Source organism: Thermovibrio sp. (assembly GCA_015488335.1).
In the GTDB taxonomy this organism is placed as follows: domain Bacteria; phylum Aquificota; class Aquificia; order Desulfurobacteriales; family Desulfurobacteriaceae; genus Balnearium.
Map to the genome: position 1 here is coordinate 16,649 of WFNZ01000018.1, position 22,184 is coordinate 38,832.

At 43.6% G+C, this 22,184-nt stretch carries 19 protein-coding genes; all 19 read left to right on the top strand.

The genetic code is table 11. The features are described from left to right. From F8H35_RS01575 to F8H35_RS01665, 19 genes are read left to right on the top strand one after another with little or no spacing between them, the layout of a single operon-like run. Window positions 1-1,968 (top strand): alpha-amylase/4-alpha-glucanotransferase domain-containing protein, encoded by a 1,968-nt coding sequence (locus tag F8H35_RS01575; RefSeq protein ID WP_472571818.1) that lies wholly within the window; start codon window positions 1-3, stop codon window positions 1,966-1,968. Beyond that, window positions 1,961-2,995 (top strand): galactose-1-phosphate uridylyltransferase, encoded by a 1,035-nt coding sequence (locus tag F8H35_RS01580; protein WP_472571819.1) that lies wholly within the window; start codon window positions 1,961-1,963, stop codon window positions 2,993-2,995. Before F8H35_RS01575 ends, F8H35_RS01580 begins: the two co-directional genes overlap by 8 nt. Beyond that, window positions 2,992-4,416: a glycogen synthase GlgA gene (gene glgA, locus F8H35_RS01585; RefSeq protein WP_472571820.1), complete on the top strand. Its 1,425-nt coding sequence runs from the start codon at window positions 2,992-2,994 to the stop codon at window positions 4,414-4,416. Before F8H35_RS01580 ends, glgA begins: the two co-directional genes overlap by 4 nt. Beyond that, window positions 4,413-5,009 (top strand): Rho termination factor N-terminal domain-containing protein, encoded by a 597-nt coding sequence (locus F8H35_RS01590; RefSeq protein ID WP_472571821.1) that lies wholly within the window; start codon window positions 4,413-4,415, stop codon window positions 5,007-5,009. Before glgA ends, F8H35_RS01590 begins: the two co-directional genes overlap by 4 nt. After that, window positions 5,002-6,582, top strand: a complete 1,581-nt coding sequence (locus F8H35_RS01595) for a glycoside hydrolase family 57 protein (protein WP_472571822.1) — start codon at window positions 5,002-5,004, stop codon at window positions 6,580-6,582. The genes F8H35_RS01590 and F8H35_RS01595 overlap by 8 nt, the downstream gene beginning before the upstream one ends. Further along, a complete protein-coding gene (locus F8H35_RS01600) occupies window positions 6,579-7,442 on the top strand; it encodes an ROK family protein (RefSeq protein WP_472571823.1) in 864 nt (287 codons plus the stop codon). Before F8H35_RS01595 ends, F8H35_RS01600 begins: the two co-directional genes overlap by 4 nt. Window positions 7,443-7,467: 25 nt before the next feature. Next, complete coding sequence (gene fabD / locus F8H35_RS01605) at window positions 7,468-8,400, top strand: ACP S-malonyltransferase (protein ID WP_472571824.1); 933 nt, start codon at window positions 7,468-7,470, stop codon at window positions 8,398-8,400. Then, window positions 8,400-10,130, top strand: a complete 1,731-nt coding sequence (locus tag F8H35_RS01610; RefSeq protein WP_472571825.1) for an adenosylcobalamin-dependent ribonucleoside-diphosphate reductase — start codon at window positions 8,400-8,402, stop codon at window positions 10,128-10,130. Before fabD ends, F8H35_RS01610 begins: the two co-directional genes overlap by 1 nt. Window positions 10,131-10,139: 9 nt before the next feature. Next, the gene (locus F8H35_RS01615; RefSeq protein WP_472571826.1) at window positions 10,140-11,840 is read left to right on the top strand and encodes a clostripain-related cysteine peptidase; all 1,701 of its coding nucleotides are present in this window, start codon (window positions 10,140-10,142) and stop codon (window positions 11,838-11,840) included. A gap of 4 nt (window positions 11,841-11,844) precedes the next feature. Further along, window positions 11,845-12,216 carry a hypothetical protein gene (locus tag F8H35_RS01620; protein WP_472571827.1) on the top strand — a complete coding sequence of 124 codons (372 nt, stop codon included), beginning with the start codon at window positions 11,845-11,847 and terminating at the stop codon, window positions 12,214-12,216. Continuing rightward, the gene (gene thiL / locus F8H35_RS01625; RefSeq protein WP_472571828.1) at window positions 12,203-13,156 is read left to right on the top strand and encodes a thiamine-phosphate kinase; all 954 of its coding nucleotides are present in this window, start codon (window positions 12,203-12,205) and stop codon (window positions 13,154-13,156) included. The genes F8H35_RS01620 and thiL overlap by 14 nt, the downstream gene beginning before the upstream one ends. Further along, window positions 13,153-13,929, top strand: coding sequence for an undecaprenyl-diphosphate phosphatase (locus tag F8H35_RS01630; RefSeq protein ID WP_472571829.1), 777 nt, complete (start codon window positions 13,153-13,155; stop codon window positions 13,927-13,929). The genes thiL and F8H35_RS01630 overlap by 4 nt, the downstream gene beginning before the upstream one ends. Before the next feature lie 44 nt (window positions 13,930-13,973). Beyond that, window positions 13,974-15,062 carry a type IV pilus twitching motility protein PilT gene (locus F8H35_RS01635; protein ID WP_472571830.1) on the top strand — a complete coding sequence of 363 codons (1,089 nt, stop codon included), beginning with the start codon at window positions 13,974-13,976 and terminating at the stop codon, window positions 15,060-15,062. Next, entirely contained in the window at window positions 15,062-16,279 is a 1,218-nt protein-coding gene (locus F8H35_RS01640; protein ID WP_472571831.1) for a type II secretion system F family protein, read from the top strand. Before F8H35_RS01635 ends, F8H35_RS01640 begins: the two co-directional genes overlap by 1 nt. Before the next feature lie 23 nt (window positions 16,280-16,302). Further along, entirely contained in the window at window positions 16,303-17,109 is an 807-nt protein-coding gene (gene cysQ, locus F8H35_RS01645; protein ID WP_472571832.1) for a 3'(2'),5'-bisphosphate nucleotidase CysQ, read from the top strand. Next, a complete protein-coding gene (locus F8H35_RS01650) occupies window positions 17,099-18,871 on the top strand; it encodes an SLC13 family permease (RefSeq protein ID WP_472571833.1) in 1,773 nt (590 codons plus the stop codon). The genes cysQ and F8H35_RS01650 overlap by 11 nt, the downstream gene beginning before the upstream one ends. After that, window positions 18,868-19,476 (top strand): adenylyl-sulfate kinase, encoded by a 609-nt coding sequence (gene cysC / locus F8H35_RS01655; protein WP_472571834.1) that lies wholly within the window; start codon window positions 18,868-18,870, stop codon window positions 19,474-19,476. Before F8H35_RS01650 ends, cysC begins: the two co-directional genes overlap by 4 nt. After that, window positions 19,477-20,628 carry a sulfate adenylyltransferase gene (gene sat / locus F8H35_RS01660; RefSeq protein WP_472571835.1) on the top strand — a complete coding sequence of 384 codons (1,152 nt, stop codon included), beginning with the start codon at window positions 19,477-19,479 and terminating at the stop codon, window positions 20,626-20,628. It abuts the gene before it with no gap. Window positions 20,629-20,650: 22 nt separating this feature from the next. After that, window positions 20,651-22,018, top strand: coding sequence for a flippase (locus tag F8H35_RS01665; protein ID WP_472571836.1), 1,368 nt, complete (start codon window positions 20,651-20,653; stop codon window positions 22,016-22,018). The last annotated feature ends 166 nt before the right edge of the window (window positions 22,019-22,184 follow it).

Consider the following 22,184-nt stretch of genomic DNA (forward strand, 5'->3'; position numbering starts at 1 on the left):
ATGGCGAAACTTCTGTTTGGAGTTCACAACCACCAGCCTGTAGAGAACTTTAAACACATAGTTGATGAAGCAGTTAAAAAGGCCTACAGACCTTTTATAGAGGCCGTTTACCCTGTAAAGAGCTTTAAATTTGCCGTCCACTTCAGCGGCTGGCTTCTTGAGTATGTGGCTGAGAACTACCCTGAGGTGGTGGAGCTTCTCGGGTCCATGGCCCAGGAAGGGAGGGTAGAGTTCTTTACAGCCGGCTACTACGAGCCTGTTCTCGTCTCCCTGCCTTCCCGTTGGCGCCGTTACCAGATAGAGAAGCTGAACAACCTCATTTTTGAACTTTTTGGCCAGAAACCAAAAGGACTGTGGCTTACAGAGAGGGTCTGGGATGACTCGGTTATCTGCGATATCGTTGATTGCGGAATAGAGTATGTAGTTGTTGATGACTACCACTTCATCTGTGCCGGCTTTGAAAGGAACCAGCTTGGCGGTTACTTCCTGACAGAGAGCGAGGGAAAAATCCTTAAGGTTTTTCCCATAGACAAAAAACTCCGTTACTTAGTTCCGTTTAAACCCCCTTCAGATACGGCTGACTACCTTAAGTCTGCCTGGGGGAGCAGAACCCTATTTGACGACGGTGAAAAGTTCGGCATCTGGCCGGGAACCTACAGCTGGGTTTATGAGAAGGGCTGGCTCAAGGAGTTTCTCTCTTTAGTTAAATCTGGAGAGATTGAGATGGAACTCTTCTATGAGAATGTTAAACGGGAAAAGCCTTTAGGTATAGCTTACCTTCCGACGGCTTCCTACTACGAAATGGGAGAGTGGGCACTCCCACCAGAAAGGTTTAAGGAACTGAAAGAGCTTGAGTCTTTTCTAAAAGAGAAAGGTCTTGAAACTTACATTGAAAAGTTCGTTAGAGGGAGCATCTGGAAAAACTTCTTCGTTAAATACCCCGAGAGCAACTACATGCACAAGAGGATGCTTGACCTTTCACTGAGAGATGAAGACTCTGAACACTTTAGAGATAATCTGGCAAAAGCCCAGTGCAACGACGTTTTCTGGCACGGCATATTCGGTGGAATCTACCTTCCCAACCTGAGGGACAACTTCTGGCGCTTTTTGTTGACCGCTCAGGGAGAGTCTGAAAAGGAAGATGGCTACGTAAAACTTGAAGACGTTAACTTTGACGGCTACCAGGAAGGGATACTTTCATCTGAAACTATCTTTGCCGTTGTTTTTCCAAAGGAAGGCGGAATTTTAGGAGAGCTCTCCCTTAAAAAGGAGAGATTCAACTACCAGAACGTAATCTCTCGCCACAGGGAAGGTTACCACTACTTCATGGGAGTGGAAAGAGAAAAAGGGAGCTCCCGAGGAATCTCCACAATTCACGAAAGGTCCCTTAAGATTCCTGAGGAGATAAGGAAAAAACTGGCCTTTGACTGGCACCTAAGGGGTTCCTTCGTCTCTCACTTTACGGATGATGTTAACGGGGAAACCTTTTTCAGGGAAAGCTTCAGGGAGCTTTCCGACTTTGCCAATACTCCCTACTCTGTAAGTCTTGAAGGTGAAAAACTGGTTCTTAAAAGGAGTGGTGGAATCTACTACGGCAGGAAGTTTCCGGCGGAGCTCCGTAAAGAATTTTCCCTGAAAGGGAACAGGCTTGCCTTCTCAGAACGCTTTAAAACCGATTTTGGAGGGGAGCTCCTCCACATCCTTGAGTTCAACTTCCACTTCCTCAACCCCGGCGGCTTTAAATTTAATTCAGATGGTAAAGTGCTGAAGATAGAGGATACTGGCCTTGGAAAGGAGATTGCACTTACCTCTTCTCTTCCCTTTACCCTTCTCCACTACCCTGTAGAAACTGTAAGCCAGAGTGAAAAGGGAGCAGAGCTAACAGTTCAGGGCCACTGTTTCGGCCTTGTTTTCACCTTTAGAGAATCCTTCTCTCTCACAATTGATTTAGAGGTAAAAGATGTCTGAGCTTAGATACAACTACCTGTGGGATACCTGGAGCGTTGTGGCTCCTGAAAGGGAGAGACGCCCACACGACTACCCTCCCCACACCTACCCATCAAAGAGCGACCCGTCAAAGTGCCCCTTTGAGCCGGGGAAAGAATACCTCTCACCCCACGAGATATTTGCCCTGAGGGAACCGGGCACAGCCCCAGATACTCCCGGCTGGAAGGTAAGGGTAGTTCCCAACAAGTATCCCGCCTTCAGAATAGAGAACCCGGTTGAACCGTTTAGAGCTGGCATATACGATGCCGCCGGAGGCTTTGGAGCCCACGAAGTGGTTATAGACACCCCCGACCACTTTAAACACCCCCACAACTTTACCGTAGAGGAGATGAGAGATCTTCTCTACGTTTACAGGGAGAGAATGAGGAGCCTTTACGGAGACAGCCGTATAAAATACGTATTAATCTTTAAAAACTACGGAAGGGAAGCTGGGGCTTCTCTAACCCATTCCCACTCACAGATAATTGCCACTCCCCGAATACCTAAACTGATTGATACCGTTGTTTCCCAGTCAAGGAAGTTCTTTAGGGAGAAAGGCCGCTGTTACCTGTGTGATGAAATCGGTTACGAGCTCAACGAAACGGTTAGAGTTGTTTACGAGAACGAGAGGTTCGTTGTTTACTGCCCCTTTGCCTCACTGGTTCCTTTCCAGATCCGTATAGCTCCCAAGTATCACCAGTCCGACTTCTCTCAAATTTCAGACTCCGACCTCTATCTCCTTTCAGATGCCCTAAGAATGGCACTGAGAAAGCTCTACAAAACACTTGTCAACCCGCCCTACAACTTCTTCATTCACACGTCTCCTCCAGTCCGTCCCTTTCCCGAAAGACCCAACTACTTCTCCGGAATGGAGCTCTTCTTCCACTGGTATCTGGAAATAATGCCCCGAATTACAGTCCACGCAGGCTTTGAGCTGGGCAGCGGCTACGTGATCAACCCAACAACGCCGGAAACGGCGGCAAGGTTTCTCAGAGAGGTGCTGCTATGAGGGTTCTTTTCCTATCAAGTGAAATATACCCGTTTGCAAAAACCGGAGGACTTGCAGACGTTTCAGCTTCACTCCCTAAAGCCCTCTCAGAGATAGGAGTTCACGTAAAGTCTGTAATGCCCCTCTACAGAACAGTTGATTTAGAGAAGTTCGGAATTGTTCCCACAGGGAAGAAAGTTTCCGTTTCCGTCGGTGCAGGAAACTTTGATTTTGAGGTCTATAAGGTCTCAAACTCGGTTTCCCACTACTTCCTTAAGAACGACCACCTTTTTGGAAGGGACTACCTCTACGGAACCCCTGAGGGTGACTATCCTGATAACGACGTAAGGTTTGGAACTTTCTGCTGGGCAGTTGTTAAACTGATAGAAGAGGGGTTTTTCAAACCCGACGTTGTTCACGCCAACGACTGGCAGACTGCCCTTACGCCTGTCCTTATCAGTAAAAAGGGACTAAAAGTAAAAACACTTCAGACCATTCACAACCTGGCCTATCAGGGTATTTTCCCGAAAGAGGCCGTAGAAAGGTTGAGCCTTGGATGGGAACTTTTCAACATGGAGGCCCTTGAGTTCTGGGGCAAGGTCAACTTCCTGAAGGGTGGAATTATCTTCAGCGACGCGGTTAATACCGTAAGCCCCACCTACGCAAGAGAGATAACTACACCCGAGTTTGGCTACGGCCTTGACGGTGTTCTAAAGAAGTACAGCTACAAACTTTTTGGAATACTCAACGGGATTGACTACGACGTCTGGAACCCTGAAACGGATCCCTACATCTACGTAAACTACAGTGAGAACACTGTTTCCAGAAAGGAGGAGAATAAACGGCTCTTTCTAAAGGAAACTGGGCTTTCAGGAGAGGAAAAACCCTTATTTATCTTTATAGGAAGATTTGCAAAGCAGAAAGGGATTGACCTGATTATGGAGTCTATGGAGGAGCTCCCCTCCCTTCCTGCAAACTTTGCCATTTTAGGAACTGGAGACACCGGTTACAACAGTTTCTTTAACTCCATAAAGGGTAAGTATCCCAACATTTTCGTTGAGGTTGCTTACGATGAACCTCTAAGCCGAAAGATGTACGCTTCGGCAGACTATCTCCTCATGCCCTCTCTATACGAGCCCTGCGGACTGAACCAGATGATTGCCATGAGGTATGGAACGCTGGTTGTTGCAAGGAAAACAGGAGGCCTTGCAGACACTGTTCGCGACGTTGACAAGCCGGGAGGTTATGGTTTCCTCTTTGAAGAGTTCTCTCCAGAGGCTTTCCTGAAAGCCGTAAAGAAGGCTGTAGACTTTTACTATAACAGCCGCAGCAGGTTTGCCCGTTTAAGACAGTTCGTTATGGGAATTGACTTCTCCTGGAACAATTCTGCCCTTAAGTATATGAGGCTTTACGAAAACCTGATTGAGGGGAAAGTGAAATGAAATTGGAAATAAAGGTTGAAGACCTTGAAAAAATGACAAAGAGGGAACTCTACCGGCTTGCGAAAGAGATAAACCTTAAAGGAAGGGGGAGGATGAGAAAGGGGGAGCTCCTTGAAGCTTTAAAGAGGGAGCTCCTTCTGGCCGAAAAGTCTGCCGTTGAGGAGCCCATTACGAGTAACGTCGTTCAGGCAGAGCCGATTGAAGAGAGAAAACCGGAGCCGGAAGAACTGCCGCTTCCAGCCTACAGAGAGGAGTTTATAACCCTCATTCCTGTAAACCCGGAGCTCTCTCTGGCGGTCTGGAACGTTCAGGGAGAGAAAGGCATTTTGCGGGTTTACGTTGAGGGAGCTCCCGCCTTAGAAGTTCCCGTTGAGATAGGCTGGAAAAGGTACTACGTGAGAGTCAGAGCTCCCTTTAAAGAGTTAACTGCCGAACTCATCGTAAACGGTAAGACTTTCAGGTCAAATCCGATTGTTGCCCCTTCAGACGAAATTTCCATAGAGGTTTCCGAAGAGATGTCAGAGGAGCTCCTCCCCTCCATTCTCTCTTCCGGCTTTGAGGGAAGAGTTGGTTACGGGGGAAACAATGGTTAAAGGTTACTTCTACCTCTTCCTCCACCACCATCTCCCCTTTGTCAAACACCCTGAGTACAGCTACTTCCACGAGGAGCACTGGCTCTTTGAGGCCGTATCAGAAACATACATTCCCCTCCTCAAAACTTTTTACTCCCTTGCAGAAGAAGAAATGAACTTCAGGGTAACCCTCTCCCTTACTCCACCCCTCTGTGAGATGTTGAGAGACCCTCTCCTCCAGGAAAAATTTGAGGAATACCTTGATAGAACCATTGAGCTTACAGAAAAGGAGATAAAGAGGACAGAAAAAGAGCCTGTTTTCAATGAGCTTGCCCGTTTCTACAACAGCCGGTTCAAATCTGTAAAGGAATTCTACACCTCTTTAGGTAGAGACCTTCTAAAAGCATACTCTGAGTTAGAATCTGCCGGCTTCATAGAGATAGTTACCTGCGGTGCCACCCATGGTCTCCTGCCGGCCCTTCAGGGAGTTGAAGAAGCTGTGAAAACACAGGTTAAAGTTGCCGTTAAAAACTACAGGAAACACTTTGGAAAAACCCCAAAAGGTATCTGGCTTCCTGAGTGCGGCTACTATCCGGGAGTTGAGAAGTTCCTTAAAGAATTCGGCATAGAGTTTTTCCTATTAGACTCCCACGGCCTACTCTACGGAAAGCCTTTCCCAAAATTTGGGGTCTACTCCCCTGTCTGCACACCTTCAGGAAGGGTTGCCCTCGGCAGAGACCCTGAGTCTTCAAAACAGGTCTGGAGTGCTAAAGAGGGCTATCCGGGAGATCCTTGGTACAGGGATTTCTACAGGGATATCGGTTTTGACCTTCCCATTGACTACGTTAAACCTTACATAAACCCCGACGGTTCAAGAACCTACACGGGAATTAAGTACTACAGGATAACGGGAGACGTTGACCTTGGAGAGAAAGAACCCTACGTCAGAGAGAAAGCCCTTGAGAGGGTAAGGATTCACGCAGACCACTTCCACTTCTGCAGAGATAAACAGTCTGAGAACTTAAAGGAAGTTATGGGGAGGGAACCTCTAATAGTTGCTCCTTTTGACGCAGAGCTTTTCGGCCACTGGTGGTTTGAAGGTCCCGAGTTCCTCTACTACCTGTTTAAGGACTTCCAAGAATACGGAGTAATAAAGCCGGTTCTCCTGAGGGAATACCTTGAGAAATACCCGGAAAACCCTGAAACTCAGCCTGCAGTTTCCTCCTGGGGAGACAGGGGCTACTTTGACGTCTGGGTCAACGGAGATAACGACTGGATTTACTACCACCTTACAGGAATGGCCAAAACTCTGAGCAGACTGAAATCTACACTGAAAAAAACTCCAGAAAATACCAGAATTTTGAACCAGATGTTGAGGGAGCTCCTCTTAGCCCAGAGCTCCGACTGGCCGTTCCTCATAACAACTAAAACGGCCAGAGCTTACGCAGAAAGACGGTTAAGAGAGCACATAAATAACTTCTCAAAGCTATTAAAGATGGTTGAAACGGGAAAGGTTGACTACAAAAAGCTTGAAGAAATTGAGAGGAAAAATTCAATTTTTCAGGAGCTTAACTTCTGGGAGGACTGGGGTTGAGCCTGGGTATTGATATAGGCGGAACGTTCGTGAAGTTTACAGATGGAGAGAGGAACTGGAAGGAAAAAACTCCAGAAAGCACAGAGGAGCTCCTCAATCTCATCTCAGAAGCGGTAATCCGTGAGAAAGCCCGCAGGGTGGGTATTGTCGTTGCCGGCCTTGTAGACGTGAAAAGAGGAGTTGTTACAGATTCTCCCAACCTCAAGTTCCTTAAAGATCTTCCCCTCAAAAGTGAAATTGAGAGGAGAACCGCCTCTACCGTTTCTATCGTAAACGACGCAACAGCTGCCGCCTACGGAGAATACAGCTTGGGGGTGGGAAGGGGGAGCTCCCTCTTCATCTGCCTTACTTTAGGAACGGGGCTTGGCGGTGGAGCCGTAATAGACGGAAAACCCCTCCTTGGAGCTTCAGGCTCTGCAATGGAAGTGGGCCACATGGTCGTTGAAAAGGGGGGCTGGCTCTGCCACTGCGGGAGGAGAGGATGTCTTGAGGCCTACGTTTCGTCTTACGGCCTTGAGCGGTTCTACCACATGGAAACAGGAGAGAGCATATCTTCATTTAAAGTGATAGAGCGAGCAAAAAAAGGGGAAAAAGCTGCTCTTAGAGCTCTCTCAGAAATGGCCTCTTATCTCTCGTTAGGCCTTATGAACCTTCTCCACCTTTTTAACCCCGACATTGTCGCCCTTTCAGGGGGAATTCCTACCCACTACCCTGAGCTTTTAGAGAAAGTTGAGAGAAAAACAAAGGAAATTGCCTTCCCTCAGCCTGCCAGAGATTTCTCACTGAAACTTGCCCGCTTGGGTGAGTTCAGCGGTGCCGTGGGAGCTCTCCTTATCGCCCGAAATCAACTGGTATACTAAAACAAAAGTTCCTGGAGGGTTTTCAATGGCCGTTGCTTTTGTCTTTCCCGGTCAGGGCTCCCAGTATCCCGGTATGGGGAAAGAGGTTTACGAATCATTCCCAGAGGCAAGGGAGGTGTTTGAAGAGGCCTCTGAGGGAGCAGGAGTTGACCTTAAAAAACTCTGTTTTGAAGCTCCTGAATCTGAGCTTACCCTTACCTACAACGCCCAGCCTGCAATTTTTACGGTCAGCATGGCCGTTCTAAAGGTGATTGAAAGGGCTGGAATAAAAGAGAAACCTATTTTAGTTGCCGGCCACTCCTTGGGTGAGTTCTCAGCTGCCGGTTCTGTAAAGGTCTTCTCCGTTTCAGAGGGAGCTCTCCTTGTCAGGAAGCGGGGTGAGTTTATGCAGGAGGCAGTTCCTCCCGGAGTTGGTGGAATGACCGCCGTTATAGGAATTCCTGCAGAGACCGTTGATGAGATTCTGAAGACTGTAAAGAGCGGTTTTGTTCAGGTTGCAAACTACAACACGCCGGAGCAGACTGTAATTTCAGGAGAGATAAGGGCTCTGGAAGAAGCCGAGGAGAAACTAAAAGAAGCTGGAGCTAAAAGAATTGTGCGCCTTGCCGTTTCAGCTCCTTTTCACTCAGAGCTTATGAAGCCGGCAGCCGAAAAGCTGAAAGAGCTGATGGAGAGTATGGAGTTCAGAGGGGCAGAGGTTCCGATACTCAACAACGCCGACGTTGAGCTTATAAGGAAACCAGAGGAGATAAAGGACTCCTTCTATAGGCAGGTCTTCTCCCCCGTCCGGTGGGTTGAAGACGTTAGAAAGATGGCCGAGATGGGAGTTGACAGGGTTTACGAAATCGGCCCCAAGAACGTTTTAAGAGGTCTTATAAGGAAGATAGACAAGAACTTAAAGGTTTTAAGCGTTGAAAAACCGAAAGATATTGAAAAGGCTATAGAGGAGCTCTCCTGATGCTGAAGCTCAGCGAAACGGCACTTGAGATACTGAAGGCCCGCTACTTGAGGCCGGGAGAAACTCCAGAGGAGCTCTTTGAGAGGGTTGCAAGGGGAGTTGCACAGGCGGAGCTCCTCTACGGCCCCGTCTCAAAGGTGAGGGAGTGGGAGGAGAAGTTCCACACCCTTATGACCAGCCTTGACTTCCTTCCAAACTCTCCCACCCTCATGAACGCCGGAACCGAACTGGGCCAGCTTGCAGCCTGCTTCGTCCTTCCCGTTGAAGACTCCATAGAGGAGATATTTGACACCCTCTCCCTCATGGCCAAGATACAGAAAACCGGCGGAGGAACAGGGTTTTCGTTCTCTCACTTAAGGCCGAAGGGAGACATCGTCCGCTCAACAAACGGAAAGGCCTCAGGCCCCGTCTCCTTTATGAGGGTCTTTGACTGCACAACAGATGCCATAAAGCAGGGAGGAAAACGGAGAGGAGCAAACATGGGCGTCCTCTCCTACAACCACCCAGACGTTGAAGAGTTCATAACTGCAAAGCTTGACAAGAAGAGCTTTCAGAACTTCAACATCTCAGTTGCCTGCGAAGACTCCTTCTTTGAAAAGGTTAAAACCGGCGGAGAAGTAGAGCTCATAAACCCGAGGAATGGAAAAGTCTGGAAAAGAGTAAGTGCAAAGGATCTCTTTGACCTTATAGCAAGATCCGCCTGGGAATGTGGAGACCCGGGAATCCTCTACATAGACGAGATAAACCGCCACAACCCAACCCCTGAAATCGGAAAGATTGAGGCCACAAACCCCTGCGGTGAGGTTCCTCTCCTTCCCTACGAGGAGTGCAACTTAGGTTCAATAAACCTCTCCCACTTTGAGAAGAATGGCTCTGTTGACTGGGAAAGGCTGGGAGAAACCGTTGAGACGGCAGTCAGGTTCTTAGACTGCGTTATAGACGTCAACAAATACCCCGACGAAAGAATAGAGAGAATGGCGAAGGGTAACAGGAAAATTGGCCTTGGGGTTATGGGCTGGGCGGAGCTCCTCATAAAACTGAAAATCCCCTACAACTCCGAAGAAGCACTAAAACTTGCAGACAGACTTATGGCCTTCATAAACAGAAAAGCCTTTGAAACCTCCGTAAAGCTCGCAGAAGAAAAGGGAAGCTTCACCAACATAGAAAAGAGTATCTACAGGGGAAAAAAGGTAAGGAACGCAACCAGAACGAGCATAGCCCCAACGGGAACCATCAGCATGATAGCCGGAACAACGCCCAGCATAGAGCCCCTCTTTGCCGTTGCTTACGTTAAACGGATCCTTGACGGTAAGCCGGCTGTTCAGATAGAGCCACTCTTCCTCAAGTACGCCGGAAATATCCTTTCAGATGAACAGCTCCTTGAAGTCCTTAAAACAGGGAGCATTCAGAACGTTCCCGGTATCCCAGATGAAGTAAAGAGGCTATTTGTAACCGCTTTAGACGTTCCCCCTGAGTGGCACGTAAGGGTTCAGGCCACATTCCAGAAACATGTAGATAACGCCGTTTCTAAAACTGTAAACATGAGAGAGAGCGCAACCGTTGAAGACGTTAAACACGTTTTTCTCCTTGGCTATAAGCTCAAAGTTAAGGGAATTACCATCTTCCGCCAGGGTTCAAAAAAGGGCGTAATAGAGTTCGGTCTTAAATCTGTTAAGGGAATATCCCCAAAAGACCTGATAAGATTCCAGCCGTGCAGTTGTCAGCTTTAGGAGGTTTACGTGAGAAAACTTAGACTGCTTTTCTTACTTTTCTTCTTTCTTCTTCCTGCTTGTGGAGGGGGTGGCAGTGGAGGTGGTAGTAACTCCTCAGGTGGTGTATCAATTTCCGGCCAGTTTCTCTCAAGTTATGTAGAAGGACTGAAAGTCTGTACAGACAGCGGTTACTGTACGTATACAGATGCAGAAGGTAAGTTCCAGTTAAAGGTTTCAACTCTTCCAGTTCACGTCACCTTTTTTGTAAATAACCTTGAACTGGGAGATTATACCCTCAGGGAAAACAACGAAACAGTAACTCCTTTTAAATTATCGTCCAGCTCCCAGATTGGAGATATTCTTGCCAGGTTTATCCACGGGATGGCCGGAGATACAGAGGGAACTTTTAAAACGCTTAACTTCTCCGGTATTAAGGTTTTAAACTCTAATCTCCCTTCAGGTGAGTCCCTCACCGATGCCGTTCAAAACGGAGAAGACGTTAGGGTAGAGCTCCAGTCCAACGGAAAAACTTACTCTGTAGAGTACCACCCGGAAGATCGGTCTGTAGAGCTGTGCACAGCCGATAGCTGTCAGAAAGTTAACTACAGACAGTGGCTCATCCTGGTCTACATGGCTGCTGATAACAGTTTAAACTCATTTGCATCGGAAGACCTGAAGGAGATGGCCTCAGTCAAGTTTACCCCTCAGGTAAAATTAGTTGTCCTCACAGACTTTCAAACGGGAACGGATCAGATTTCAGAGAGCTCCGATACAACGGGGGATCTGACCTCTCAACCTCTGAATTACGAAGTAGATTCAGGCGACTATCAGACTCTTAAGAACTTTGTAGAACAATACTATAACTTATACCCTGCAAAGAACGTTGCCTTAATCCTCTGGGATCACGGAGATGGATGGAGAAGCAGATCAGCAGCCATTGACGACACAGACTCCTCCCTTCTCCTTATGTTCCAGCTTAGAAAAGTCCTGTCAGACCTTAATTCAGAAGGGATAAACTTCAGTCTGATTGGCTTTGACGAATGTTTAATGGGCATGGAAGAGGTCCTCTACGACATTAAAGATTTTGCTGATTACTTTGTGGCCTCAGAGAACGAAGAGCCTGGAACTGGCTGGGATTATACGAGAGTTTTTTCATACCTCGTTTCCAACCCCAATTCAACTCCTCAGCAGTTTGGAAAGGCCATAGTTGATGCCTATAAAGAGGCCTATTCCTCTCTTAGCACCGATTCCACCCTTACGCTTACCCTCTTCTCTAAAGATAACGTTGAGAGAATTGCCGGCGACCTGAACAGGTTCTACTACGATCTAAATTCAGACACATTCCCCGACTTCCAGTCTGCAAGGAGCTCCTCCCAGCAGGTTGTCTGCTCAGAAAACAATCAGAACTGTTCTTACTACTACGTTGATCTCTACTCCTTTGCATCTCAGCTTTCAGACAAATATCCTGAAGCTGCCGACATTGTTAACGTAATAGACTCCTTATACAAAACGGTTATACCTGGCAGCGACGGTAAAGACCTTCACGGTATCTCCGTCTACTTCCCTGCCAACCCAGATGAAGCAAATCAATCTGGATACGGCTGTTATACTGCCGAGACTCCCGTAACCTGCACCTTTGGAAATAAGCAGGTTAGCGGCTACTACAATCCCTTTGCTGCTGGAACCTACTGGGACAACTTCCTAACTGAATACTTATCTCTGGAGTAGGAGTATGAAAAGGCTTTTTGTTCTGATATTTCTTACACTGCTATCTGGCTGTGCAACTGTTAACGTAAATGGCGAGGCCAGGGTAAGGCTATTTACCGTAGGTGAAATCCTGAAAAACTGTCCTGCACTGTCTGGAAAAGAAGTTGTAGTTGAAGGAACTTACAGAGGGTGGAGCTGCCCGGCAGATTGCAGAAACCCCGGTACAACCCGTTCCGACGTCTGTATTACCGATTCAACCGGCTGTATCTACCTGTCTGGAACAGGTGGACTTGACCCTTTAACAGACAGGGGAAAAAGGGTAAGAGTTCTTGCTTTGGTCTCTAAAAAGGGGAGTATCTGTTACCTGAAGCCGGAGAAGATAGATGAGCTTAAGTGAGTTTGAGCTCATCTCCAAAATCTCCCGTCTTTTCAAAAAACTACCAGATATTGATGTGGGTATAGGGGATGATACTGCCGTTGTGACCTTAGGTTCAGAGAAACTTCTTCTTACATGTGACGCTTTGGTAGAAAATTCCCATTTCCTTCTCAGCTGGAAATCTCTGGTAGACGATCTCTTTTTCTATCTGGGAAGGAAACTTGTCTCTGTTTCTGTCAGCGATATTGCCTCAATGGGCGGAGCTCCCCTCTTCTCCCTTATAACTCTCGGAGTTAACAGCTCTTTCTCTGAACCCGACCTTGACAAGCTTTACAACGGAATCCGCTCTGCCCTTTCAGATTACGGCCTTTCATTGGTCGGTGGTGATACAGTCAGAAGCGAAAACCTCTTCTTTGACCTCTTTTTGACCGGTAAAGCAAAAAGCGGTTTTATGCTGAGGAATTCTGCCAGGCCGGGAGAACTTGTCTTCGTTACAGGAACTTTCGGAGATGCAAAGGCCGGACTTGAACAGCTTTTAAATGGAGAAATTACTGACTCATACCTTGTAAACAGGTTCTTAAACCCTACGGCCCGTTTGAGAGAAGGTCAGAGAGCTCTCTCTTTAGGAGTTAAGTGCGGAACAGACGTAAGCGACGGCCTCGTTTTCAACCTTTACACTATTTCAGAGGCCTCTGGCGTAAGGATAGATGTAGATTTGAGCCTTATCCCAATATCAGAAAACCTGATAAACTACTGCGGAAAAGAGAGAGCTCTCTCATTCGCCCTCTTTGGAGGGGAGGATTACGAGCTTATAATTACGGCTCCAGAAGATAAAGAGGGGGAGCTCCGAAAAATCGGCTTCAAACAAATAGGGAAAGTCTCTGAAGGAAGCGGAGTCTATGGAAACGGGAAGCTCCTTCCTAAAAAGGGCTACGACCACCTGAAGGGGGATGATTCATGACTTTTACAGACTCAGTCATAATGGGAATAGTTGAAGGACTGACAGAGTTTCTTCCCGTCTCCTCAACCGGCCACCTGATACTCACCTCTCACATTTTGGGCCTTAAACAGACCGCTTTTGAAAAGACCTTTGAAATAGCCATTCAGCTTGGAGCAATTCTCTCCGTTGTTTTCATATACAGGGAAAAGCTCACCAAAAGCTGGGAGCTCTGGAAAAAGCTCATAGCTGCCTTTATACCTACCGGAATACTGGGTTTAGCACTCCACCACTACATTGAAAATCTATTCAATCCCGTTGTTGTTTCCTCCATGCTGATAATCTGGGGTGTTATCTTCATACTGGTGGAGCTCCTCCATAACGAAAAAGAGCACCACATCTCAGAGCCTGAAAAAGTAAGTTATCTTAAAGCAGTGGGAATCGGCCTTTTTCAATCCCTTGCAATGGTTCCCGGAACCTCCCGCTCCGGCGCAACCATAATAGGAGGAATGGTCTTAGGAATGAAAAGACCTGCCGCTACAGAGTTTTCGTTCCTCCTTGCCATTCCGACGATGTTCGCAGCTACCGGCTTTGAGCTGTTTAAAAACTTTAACTCCATCAACGTTGAAGACTTCAAGCTACTTCTGGTGGGAGCTATAACTGCCTTTGTATCGGCTTTCTTTGCAGTTAAGTGGCTTTTAGGTTATGTAAAACACCACAGCTTTATTCCTTTTGGCGTTTACAGAATCATAGTTGGGATAATTTTCCTCGTAGTTTTCTACTTTCAAAATAGTTAAAACTTGAAATCGTTAGGGTTTGTTATAATCAGCCGGGGGTAAAGATGCAGAGTAACGTAACAATGCTTCAGCTTCTTAAAGAGGTTATTGAGAGGAAGGGATCCGACCTTCACATTGCTCCCGGTAGTCCTCCTCGTATAAGGATAATGGGAGACCTTGTTCCTTTAAACGAATACGGTATCCTTACTCCGGCAGATACAAAACGCTTAATCTACAGCGTTCTTACAGACCTCCAGAAGAAAAGGCTTGAAGAGGACTGGGAGCTTGACTTCTCCTTTGGAATAAAAGGGGTTGCCCGCTTCAGGGGAAATGCCTACTTCCAGAGGCAGTCTTTAGCTGCTGCTTTCAGGCTCATTCCGTTTGACATTCCCAGCTTTGACAAACTCGGCTTGCCAAAAGTTATAGAAACCTTTGCCCACAAAGATAAAGGTCTTGTTCTTGTAACAGGTCCAACTGGTTCCGGTAAGTCAACAACCCTTGCTTCTCTCCTCAAAATTATCAACGATACCTATCCCTATCACATAATAACAATTGAAGATCCAATAGAGTTTGTTTACGAGCACAGCAAGTCTCTGGTTACTCAGAGAGAACTGGGAAACGATACAAAGAGTTTTGCCAGAGCTCTCCGTTCAGCCCTCCGTGAAGATCCAGACGTTATCCTCGTTGGTGAGATGAGGGACCCGGAAACCATAGAAGCAGCCCTTACAGCAGCTGAAACTGGCCATCTTGTCTTCTCAACACTCCACACAAACTCAACGATTGAAACGATAAACCGTATAGTAGATGTATTTCCAGCTGAAAAGCAGGCTCAGATAAGAACACAGCTCTCCTTCGTTCTTGTTGGAACAGTAGCTCAGAAGCTCTTAAAGAGGAAAGACGGTAAGGGCAGGGTAGCAGCTGTAGAGGTCTTTATACCAACACCTGCTATAAGGAACCTTATCAGAGAGAATAAACTCCATCAGATATATTCAATGATGCAGACAAGTCAGGCTGCAACAGGAATGATTACTCTGAACCAGCATCTGGCAGAGCTCTACACAAGTGGCCTTATAGATATTGAAGAGGCTAAAAGAGTATCGCCAGACCATAAAGAGCTTGAATCCCTGATAAAATCACTTTCCAAAGGTTTCTAATGGCTGTTTACAGATACGTTGGCAGAGACGTTCTGAACAGGAGAAGGAGAGGACTTGTAGAAGCAGACAGTATTGATGCTGCGAGGGAGCTCCTCTTAAGCCGTGGAGTTGTTGTAGTAGAAAAGCTCTCTGAAGACAAATCCCTGTTTAAAAAGAGCTTTGACGTTCCCTTCCTCAACCGTATAACTCTCCGCGACCTTCTAATCTTCACCCGTCAGCTCTACGCCATGATCCACGCAGGAATCCCCTTGGTCCAGGCCTTGAGAGTCATAAAAGATCAAGTACCCAACAAAAGACTTAAACAGATAATAGACGATGTGGCAACTTACATAGAGGAAGGGGGTAAATTTTCAACGGCCCTCTCAAAATACAGAGATGTCTTTGGAGACCTATACATTTCAATGGTAAGAGCTGCTGAAGAAGCTGGAACCCTTGAAGAAACCCTAAAACGCCTTGCCGAGTATTTAGAAAAGATAGAAAAGCTCAGAGGAAAGGTAAAGAGTGCTCTTTTCTACCCTGTATTTGTCCTTATAACGGCAACAGTTATAGTAGCTGGAATAATGATATTCGTAATTCCAACCTTCCAGCAGCTATACGCCGACCTTGGCGGTTCTTTACCAGCTCTAACCCAAATGGTTATAAACGCCAGCAACTGGCTCAGAGACTACATCGGCTGGTTTATCCTTGCAATCTTTCTCTTTGTTGTCCTCTTTGTTCAGCTCCGTCGCGTTTCAAAACGGTTTAAATACCTGACAGACCTTGCACTTCTCAAAATCCCCGTTTTCGGAGAGCTCGTCCTCAAATCCAGCATTGCCAACTTCTCAAGAACATTCTCCTCCATGCTTTCCAGCGGAATAAACATACTTGAAGCCCTAAGAATATCCGCTGAAACTGCAAACAACGAAGTGATAAGAGAGGCAATAGAAAAAGTTAGAGAACAGGTAGAAAAGGGAGTCAGTTTCTCATTAGCAATGTCAAGAATCTCAATCTTTCCTCCTATGGTAGTAAACATGGCCGCCATCGGTGAACAGGCCGGTAACTTAGACGAAATGATGTCAAAAGTTGCCGATTTTTACGAAGAAGAAGTAGACCGCACCGTAGACGGCCTCACTTCCCTCATAGAACCCTTGATGATCGTCTTCATCGGCTCTATAATTGGCGTAATCATAATTGCATTGTATCTACCAATATTTAAAATTGGTGAGCTTATAAAATAAATAAGTGTTTTGGAGAACTTCTTATGTTTGATTGTAGGTCAGTTGTAGATATAGCGCGTAAAGCAGGTCAAGAAATAATGAAGATTTATAACTCAAGCTATGAAATTTCTTTAAAAAAGGACAATTCACCGCTTACACTTGCAGATAAACGTTCTCATGAAATAATAATTAAAGGACTTCAGGAAATATCTGATCTCCCTGTTTTGAGTGAAGAGGGAAGTAGTATTCCATATAATAAAAGAAAAAAGTGGGATGCTTTTTGGCTTGTTGATCCTCTTGATGGTACGAAGGAGTTTATAAAAAAGAACGGCGAGTTCACGGTAAATATTGCTCTTATAAAAGAAAATCAACCAGTTTTTGGTGTTGTTTATGCTCCAGCAAAAGGTATTCTTTATTACGGAGGCGTTGATTTTGGGGCTTTTTGTATTTCAGATGGAAAAGAAGATGCTATTGATGGGAACTCCCCTACAAAATTTACGGTTGTAACGAGTAAATCACATATGAACAATGAAACCAGAGCTTTCATAGATAGGTTGAAGGAAATAACTGGTAATAAAGAAATAGAGACCATATCTGTAGGCTCATCGCTAAAAATTTGCCTTGTTGCAGAAGGAAAGGCAACTCTGTATCCACGTTTAGGCCCTACTATGGAATGGGATACAGCTGCGGCCCACGCCATTCTTAAAGGAGCAGGAGGGAAAGTAATTTCTTACGATTCTTTTAATAAATTAAATACTCTAAAGGAACTGTGTGAAAAGGAAGAACTGAAGTACAATAAAGAGAATTTGCTTAACCCATTCTTTATAGCACTTTCTTCTGATGTTTGCTGAGATAGTAGTTTCTCTGATTATTCTATTTACAGTTATAGCTCTTTATCGGGAGCTTTTTCATCCCGTTATTATCTTCCTTTTTAGTGTTTCTATTCTTCTTTTTTTGAGGATCCTATCCCCTAAAGATGTGCTGTTCGGATTTTCAAATGAGCAAATTATAGATGTTGTTCTTCTCATTCTCATAAGTAAAGTGCTACAATCAACTGGAGTTCTTAGTTTTTTTATATCTAAAATCTTAAAGAAAGAGCTTGATTACAAAGAATTTCTATCAAGAATGATGATTTTTGTTTCGGGGATTTCTACAGTTATCAACAATACTCCTGTTGTTGCTATGGTTTTACCTTATGTTAACGACTGGTGCCATAAAAAGAAAATCTCACCTTCAAAATTACTGATACCTCTATCTTATGCTTCTATATTTGGAGGAATGTCAACTCTTATAGGAACTTCAACTAACCTTGTTGTTAACGCTCTTACTGTTGAATCTGGTTTAAAACCTTTCTCTTTCTTTGACTTTAGCTATGTAGGTATTCCTATAATGCTTTTTGGCTTTTTCTACCTGTATTTTATTGGACATAAGCTTCTTCCGGAAAGGCCAGATATAGTAGAATCATTTTTATCTCGTAGGAGGGACTACTTAGTAGAAACTGTTTTGAAATCTAACTCTCCTCTTGTGGGTAAAACTATAAAACAGGCAAACTTACGTAATCTTGAGGGACTCTATCTGGCAGAGATAGTTAGAAAGAATATAAGAATTTATCCTGTTTCTCCGTCCGAAGTACTTCAGGAAGGGGATATTCTAATCTTTGTAGGAGATACCCGTGCTGTAGTTAGCCTTATACAGAACAACTACGGTTTATCTTTACCAAAGTTTTGTTTACTTGATAGTGAATATAAAGAACTTGTTGAGGTTGTTATCTCAAATAATTCAAGTTTGATTAACAAAAAGATCAGAGATACTAACTTCAGAGCTAAATTTGATGCAGCTGTTCTTGCTGTACATCGTAATGGAGAGCGTTTGAAGGGAAAAATCGGAGAAATTGTTCTTAAACCGGGAGATTTATTATTACTGATAGTCGGAAAGGATTTCTGGAAAAAAGTGGAAGATATTACTGATTTTTACATAGTTTCGCGTATTGATGAAGTGCCTAATGAAAGAGAATTTTCTAAAGGCAAACTTCTATTTTTATTTTTTCTTTTGGCTATTTTACTTTCAGCTCTTAAATTAGTATCACTTTTTACTGCTCTTATTTTTGTTTTGCTTTTATCTGTTTTATTAAAGACAACAGATTATTCAAGACTTAAATCTAAACTTGACATCCATTTTTTTCTTATTGCTGTTTTTTCCCTTGCTCTCGGTAAAGCACTGATAAAAACAGGTTTGGCGAAAACTTTTGCAAGTGCTATTGATTCCTTGCTTGGTGGCTTTGGAACGTTTGGATATATATTGGGAATTTACCTTGTTACCAATATACTTACAGAGTTTGTTAATAATGTTGCTGCGGCCTCTATAGCATTTCCTATAGCTCTGGCTTCTGCAAGTGTTTCGGGTATTGAACCTAAATACCTTATACTTGCTGTCGCTTACGGAGCTTCAGCCAGTTTTGTTACTCCTATCGGTTATCAGACTAATCTAATGGTGTTTGCTGCGGGAAACTATAAGTTTAAAGATTTTTTAAGAATTGGCTTGCCTCTATCAGTTTTAGTGTGTATATTATGTACAACAATTTTAACTTTTCTTGCTAAAAAGGGAGGGATATGAATCAGCAGAAATTTATAGTTCCGTTTAAGGGCCGGATTTCGCGAAAAGATAGAGAAAGATTAAAAGGTCATAAATCTTTTATTCTGTGGTTTACTGGTTTGTCAGGTTCTGGGAAGTCAACTCTCTCACACCGAGTAGAAGAACTGCTATATCAACAAGGTATTCATACTTATATCTTGGACGGAGATAACATTAGATCGGGTCTGAATAAAGATTTAGGATTTTCTGAAAAAGATAGAAAGGAAAATATCAGACGAATAGGTGAAGTAGCAAAGCTTTTTGTAGATGCAGGAGTTGTTGTACTTTCTGCTTTTATTTCTCCTTACAAAAAAGATAGAGAATTTGTCAGAAATCTTGTTCCAGAAGGGGACTTCATAGAAATTTATGTTAAGTGTCCTCTTGAAGTCTGCGAGCAAAGGGATCCTAAAGGACTATATAAGAAAGCCAGACAGGGAATAATAAAAAACTTTACCGGTATAGATGACCCTTATGAAGAGCCGGAAAATCCAGAAATAGTTGTTGAGACTGATAAGATGGGAATTGACGAATGTGCCAGTAAAATTATCAGCTATTTGAAAGAAAGAGGACTTTTGGAGGTAGATTAGATGATAAAACCTCATGGTGGAGACCTTGTTAATAGATTAGCTTCCGAAGAAGAAAAAAAGGAACTAATGGAAAAAGTAGAAACACTCCCAAAAATAGTTGCAGGTAACAGATATGTTGGTCACTGTGAAATGATAGCTATAGGAGGGTACTCTCCTCTCAGAGGTTTTATGACTAAAGAAGAAGCTGAGTCGGTTATTAAGGATGTTCACCTACCCAACGGTCTTTTGTGGTCAATACCGATTGTTCTTCCTGTAAGTGAAGAGCTCTGGAAAAGTATTAAGGTAGGGGATGAAGTAGCGATCTATGATGAAAATAATAGGCCTATTGCGATTATTGTAGTGGAAGATAAATATACTTTAGATCTTGATTTTTACTGTGAAAACGTTTTTAAAACGACAGATGAAAATCATCCAGGAGTTGCTTTTGTCAAAAGTGCTGGGAACTTCTTTGTTGGAGGGGAGCTCCTCCGTCTCATCAACCGCCCTATTCGTGAAGGTATCCCTGAACGTTACTACCAAGACCCTTTTCAGGTAAGAAAAGTGATAGAGGAAAAAGGCTGGAGAAGAGTTGTTGCATTCCAGACCAGAAATCCTATACATAGAGCTCATGAGTACATTATTAAATGTGCTTTAGAAACAATGGATGGTGCCCTGATACATCCCCTTGTAGGAGAAACAAAGAAAGATGATATTCCTGCACCTGTAAGGATGAAGTGCTATGAAGTTCTAATTGATAACTACTTCAACAAAAACAGAGTTCACCTCAGTGTTCTACCTGCTCCTATGCATTACGCCGGTCCTCGTGAAGCGGTTCACCACATGATAATGCGTAAAAACTATGGATGCACCCACATGATAATAGGTAGAGACCATGCGGGTGTAGGAAACTATTACGGCACTTACGAAGCCCAGGAATTTGTAGAACAGTTCATAGATGAGTTGGAAATTATGCCTTTAAAGTTTGAACACGCTTTCTACTGTACAAAGTGTGAAAACATGGCAACATCAAAAACCTGTCCTCATCCAAAAGAGTTTCATATTCACCTGAGCGGAACAAAAGTTAGATCCATGCTCAGGGAAGGAAAACGTCCTCCTAAAGAATTTTCAAGACCAGAGGTGGCTGATATTTTAATTGAGTGGGCAACTTCCTAAGAAAATTTGGAAGTTTATAACTATGATTGCAGCTTTTAAAGAGAGGCTTCAAAGTAAGATTGCTGAAGATAGACATTTTGCTGAACTCATAAAGGGTTCAGGAATTGCTTTTGTCTTGAGGATTGTTGGAATAGTTGCAGGGTATATTTTTACTTTACTTGTTACAAGAACTCTCGGAGCTAAAGCTTGGGGAACTTTTGCCCTTTGTCTCGTTGTGCTTCAGATAGCTTCTGTTATTGGAAGGCTTGGAATGGATACAGCTCTTTTAAGATTCACTGCCGAATACACAGCAAAGGGTGATATAAATACTTTAAAAGAAATTTACAAAAAGGCTTTAACTCTTGTTGTTCCGTTTTCAATATTAGTTGCGATTTCAGTTTACTTTTTATCACCAATTTTAGCTAATAAGGTTTTCCATAAACCATATCTGACTAATTACTTTCATATAGTATCCTTCATAGTTGTTCCGTTTGTTTTGTTATGGATCCACTCTGAAAGTATTAGAGGCTTAAAGAAAATAAAGGAGTACATGCTTTTACAGCAGTCAGGAATTTTCCTTATAGCTGTAGTTTTATTTCTAATAGGAACTCCGTTTGTAAAATCTAATTTTTTACCTATACTTTCTTATGGTGTATCTATTTTTGCTCTTGCTACTGGATCTATCTATCTCTGGCGTAAATACCTTACCAACCTTTTTATAAACTTTAAAACTTCTTCACTTTCTACACTCTCTTATCAATTCTTACTCTCCATCTCTATTCCTATGCTCCTATCAAGTTCCTTGAGTTTGATTATGGGGTGGACAGATACTATAATGCTTGGAATGTTTAGAAGTACTCAGGAAGTTGGAGTTTATAACGTTGCACTTAGAGTTTCCATGATAACAAGCATTACGCTGATGGCAATAAATACTATTGCAGCTCCAAAATTTGCTGAATTTTGGGGGAAGGGAGATATAAAAGGATTAGCGAAAGTTGCGCAGCAGTCAACAAAGCTAATTTTTTGGAGTTCTTTTCCTATGCTACTACTATTTTTATTTTTTTCAAGGCCTATTCTTGGTATGTTTGGAGCAGAATTTCAGGCAGGATCCATAGTGCTAATGATTTTATCTTTTGGACAACTGTTTCACTCGATTTCGGGAAATAATGGAACCTTGCTTTATATGACAAATAGGCACTTTATTGACCAATATATAAATGTGTTCTGTTTAGTTTTGAATATATTTGTAAATTCTATTTTAATTCCTTTATATGGTATTGTTGGAGCGGCTATAGCAACTTTTACTACTGTTGTAATTAAAAACTTAGTTATTAATTTTTATATCAAAAGAGAGTTTAATTTTATGATGCTATATATCCCAACGATAAATATGAGGAGGAGAAATGGATAAATTTTTATATAATTTAGAAAGATTTGTCCGCTGTTGGTTTGAAGTACCTAAATATTATAGGACGGAATTTATCTTATGTGCTTCTTTCCCAAAATCTGGAAATACTTGGTTTAGATTCATAGTTTCTAATATAAACAACTTAGTAGGAAACTATAATGAGGAAATA

Excerpts from the sequence above, each read along its gene's own strand:
- F8H35_RS01595 (WP_472571822.1), top strand. The coding sequence starts at position 5,002 with ATGGTTAAAGGTTACTTCTACCTCTTCCTCCACCACCATCTCCCCTTT.
- F8H35_RS01575 (WP_472571818.1), top strand. The coding sequence starts at position 1 with ATGGCGAAACTTCTGTTTGGAGTTCACAACCACCAGCCTGTAGAGAAC.
- F8H35_RS01580 (WP_472571819.1), top strand. The coding sequence starts at position 1,961 with ATGTCTGAGCTTAGATACAACTACCTGTGGGATACCTGGAGCGTTGTG.
- fabD (WP_472571824.1), top strand. The coding sequence starts at position 7,468 with ATGGCCGTTGCTTTTGTCTTTCCCGGTCAGGGCTCCCAGTATCCCGGT.
- glgA (WP_472571820.1), top strand. The coding sequence starts at position 2,992 with ATGAGGGTTCTTTTCCTATCAAGTGAAATATACCCGTTTGCAAAAACC.
- sat (WP_472571835.1), top strand. The coding sequence starts at position 19,477 with ATGATAAAACCTCATGGTGGAGACCTTGTTAATAGATTAGCTTCCGAA.
- cysQ (WP_472571832.1), top strand. The coding sequence starts at position 16,303 with ATGTTTGATTGTAGGTCAGTTGTAGATATAGCGCGTAAAGCAGGTCAA.
- F8H35_RS01620 (WP_472571827.1), top strand. The coding sequence starts at position 11,845 with ATGAAAAGGCTTTTTGTTCTGATATTTCTTACACTGCTATCTGGCTGT.
- F8H35_RS01610 (WP_472571825.1), top strand. The coding sequence starts at position 8,400 with ATGCTGAAGCTCAGCGAAACGGCACTTGAGATACTGAAGGCCCGCTAC.
- F8H35_RS01640 (WP_472571831.1), top strand. The coding sequence starts at position 15,062 with ATGGCTGTTTACAGATACGTTGGCAGAGACGTTCTGAACAGGAGAAGG.
- thiL (WP_472571828.1), top strand. The coding sequence starts at position 12,203 with ATGAGCTTAAGTGAGTTTGAGCTCATCTCCAAAATCTCCCGTCTTTTC.
- F8H35_RS01630 (WP_472571829.1), top strand. The coding sequence starts at position 13,153 with ATGACTTTTACAGACTCAGTCATAATGGGAATAGTTGAAGGACTGACA.
- F8H35_RS01635 (WP_472571830.1), top strand. The coding sequence starts at position 13,974 with ATGCAGAGTAACGTAACAATGCTTCAGCTTCTTAAAGAGGTTATTGAG.
- F8H35_RS01665 (WP_472571836.1), top strand. The coding sequence starts at position 20,651 with ATGATTGCAGCTTTTAAAGAGAGGCTTCAAAGTAAGATTGCTGAAGAT.
- F8H35_RS01650 (WP_472571833.1), top strand. The coding sequence starts at position 17,099 with ATGTTTGCTGAGATAGTAGTTTCTCTGATTATTCTATTTACAGTTATA.
- F8H35_RS01590 (WP_472571821.1), top strand. The coding sequence starts at position 4,413 with ATGAAATTGGAAATAAAGGTTGAAGACCTTGAAAAAATGACAAAGAGG.
- cysC (WP_472571834.1), top strand. The coding sequence starts at position 18,868 with ATGAATCAGCAGAAATTTATAGTTCCGTTTAAGGGCCGGATTTCGCGA.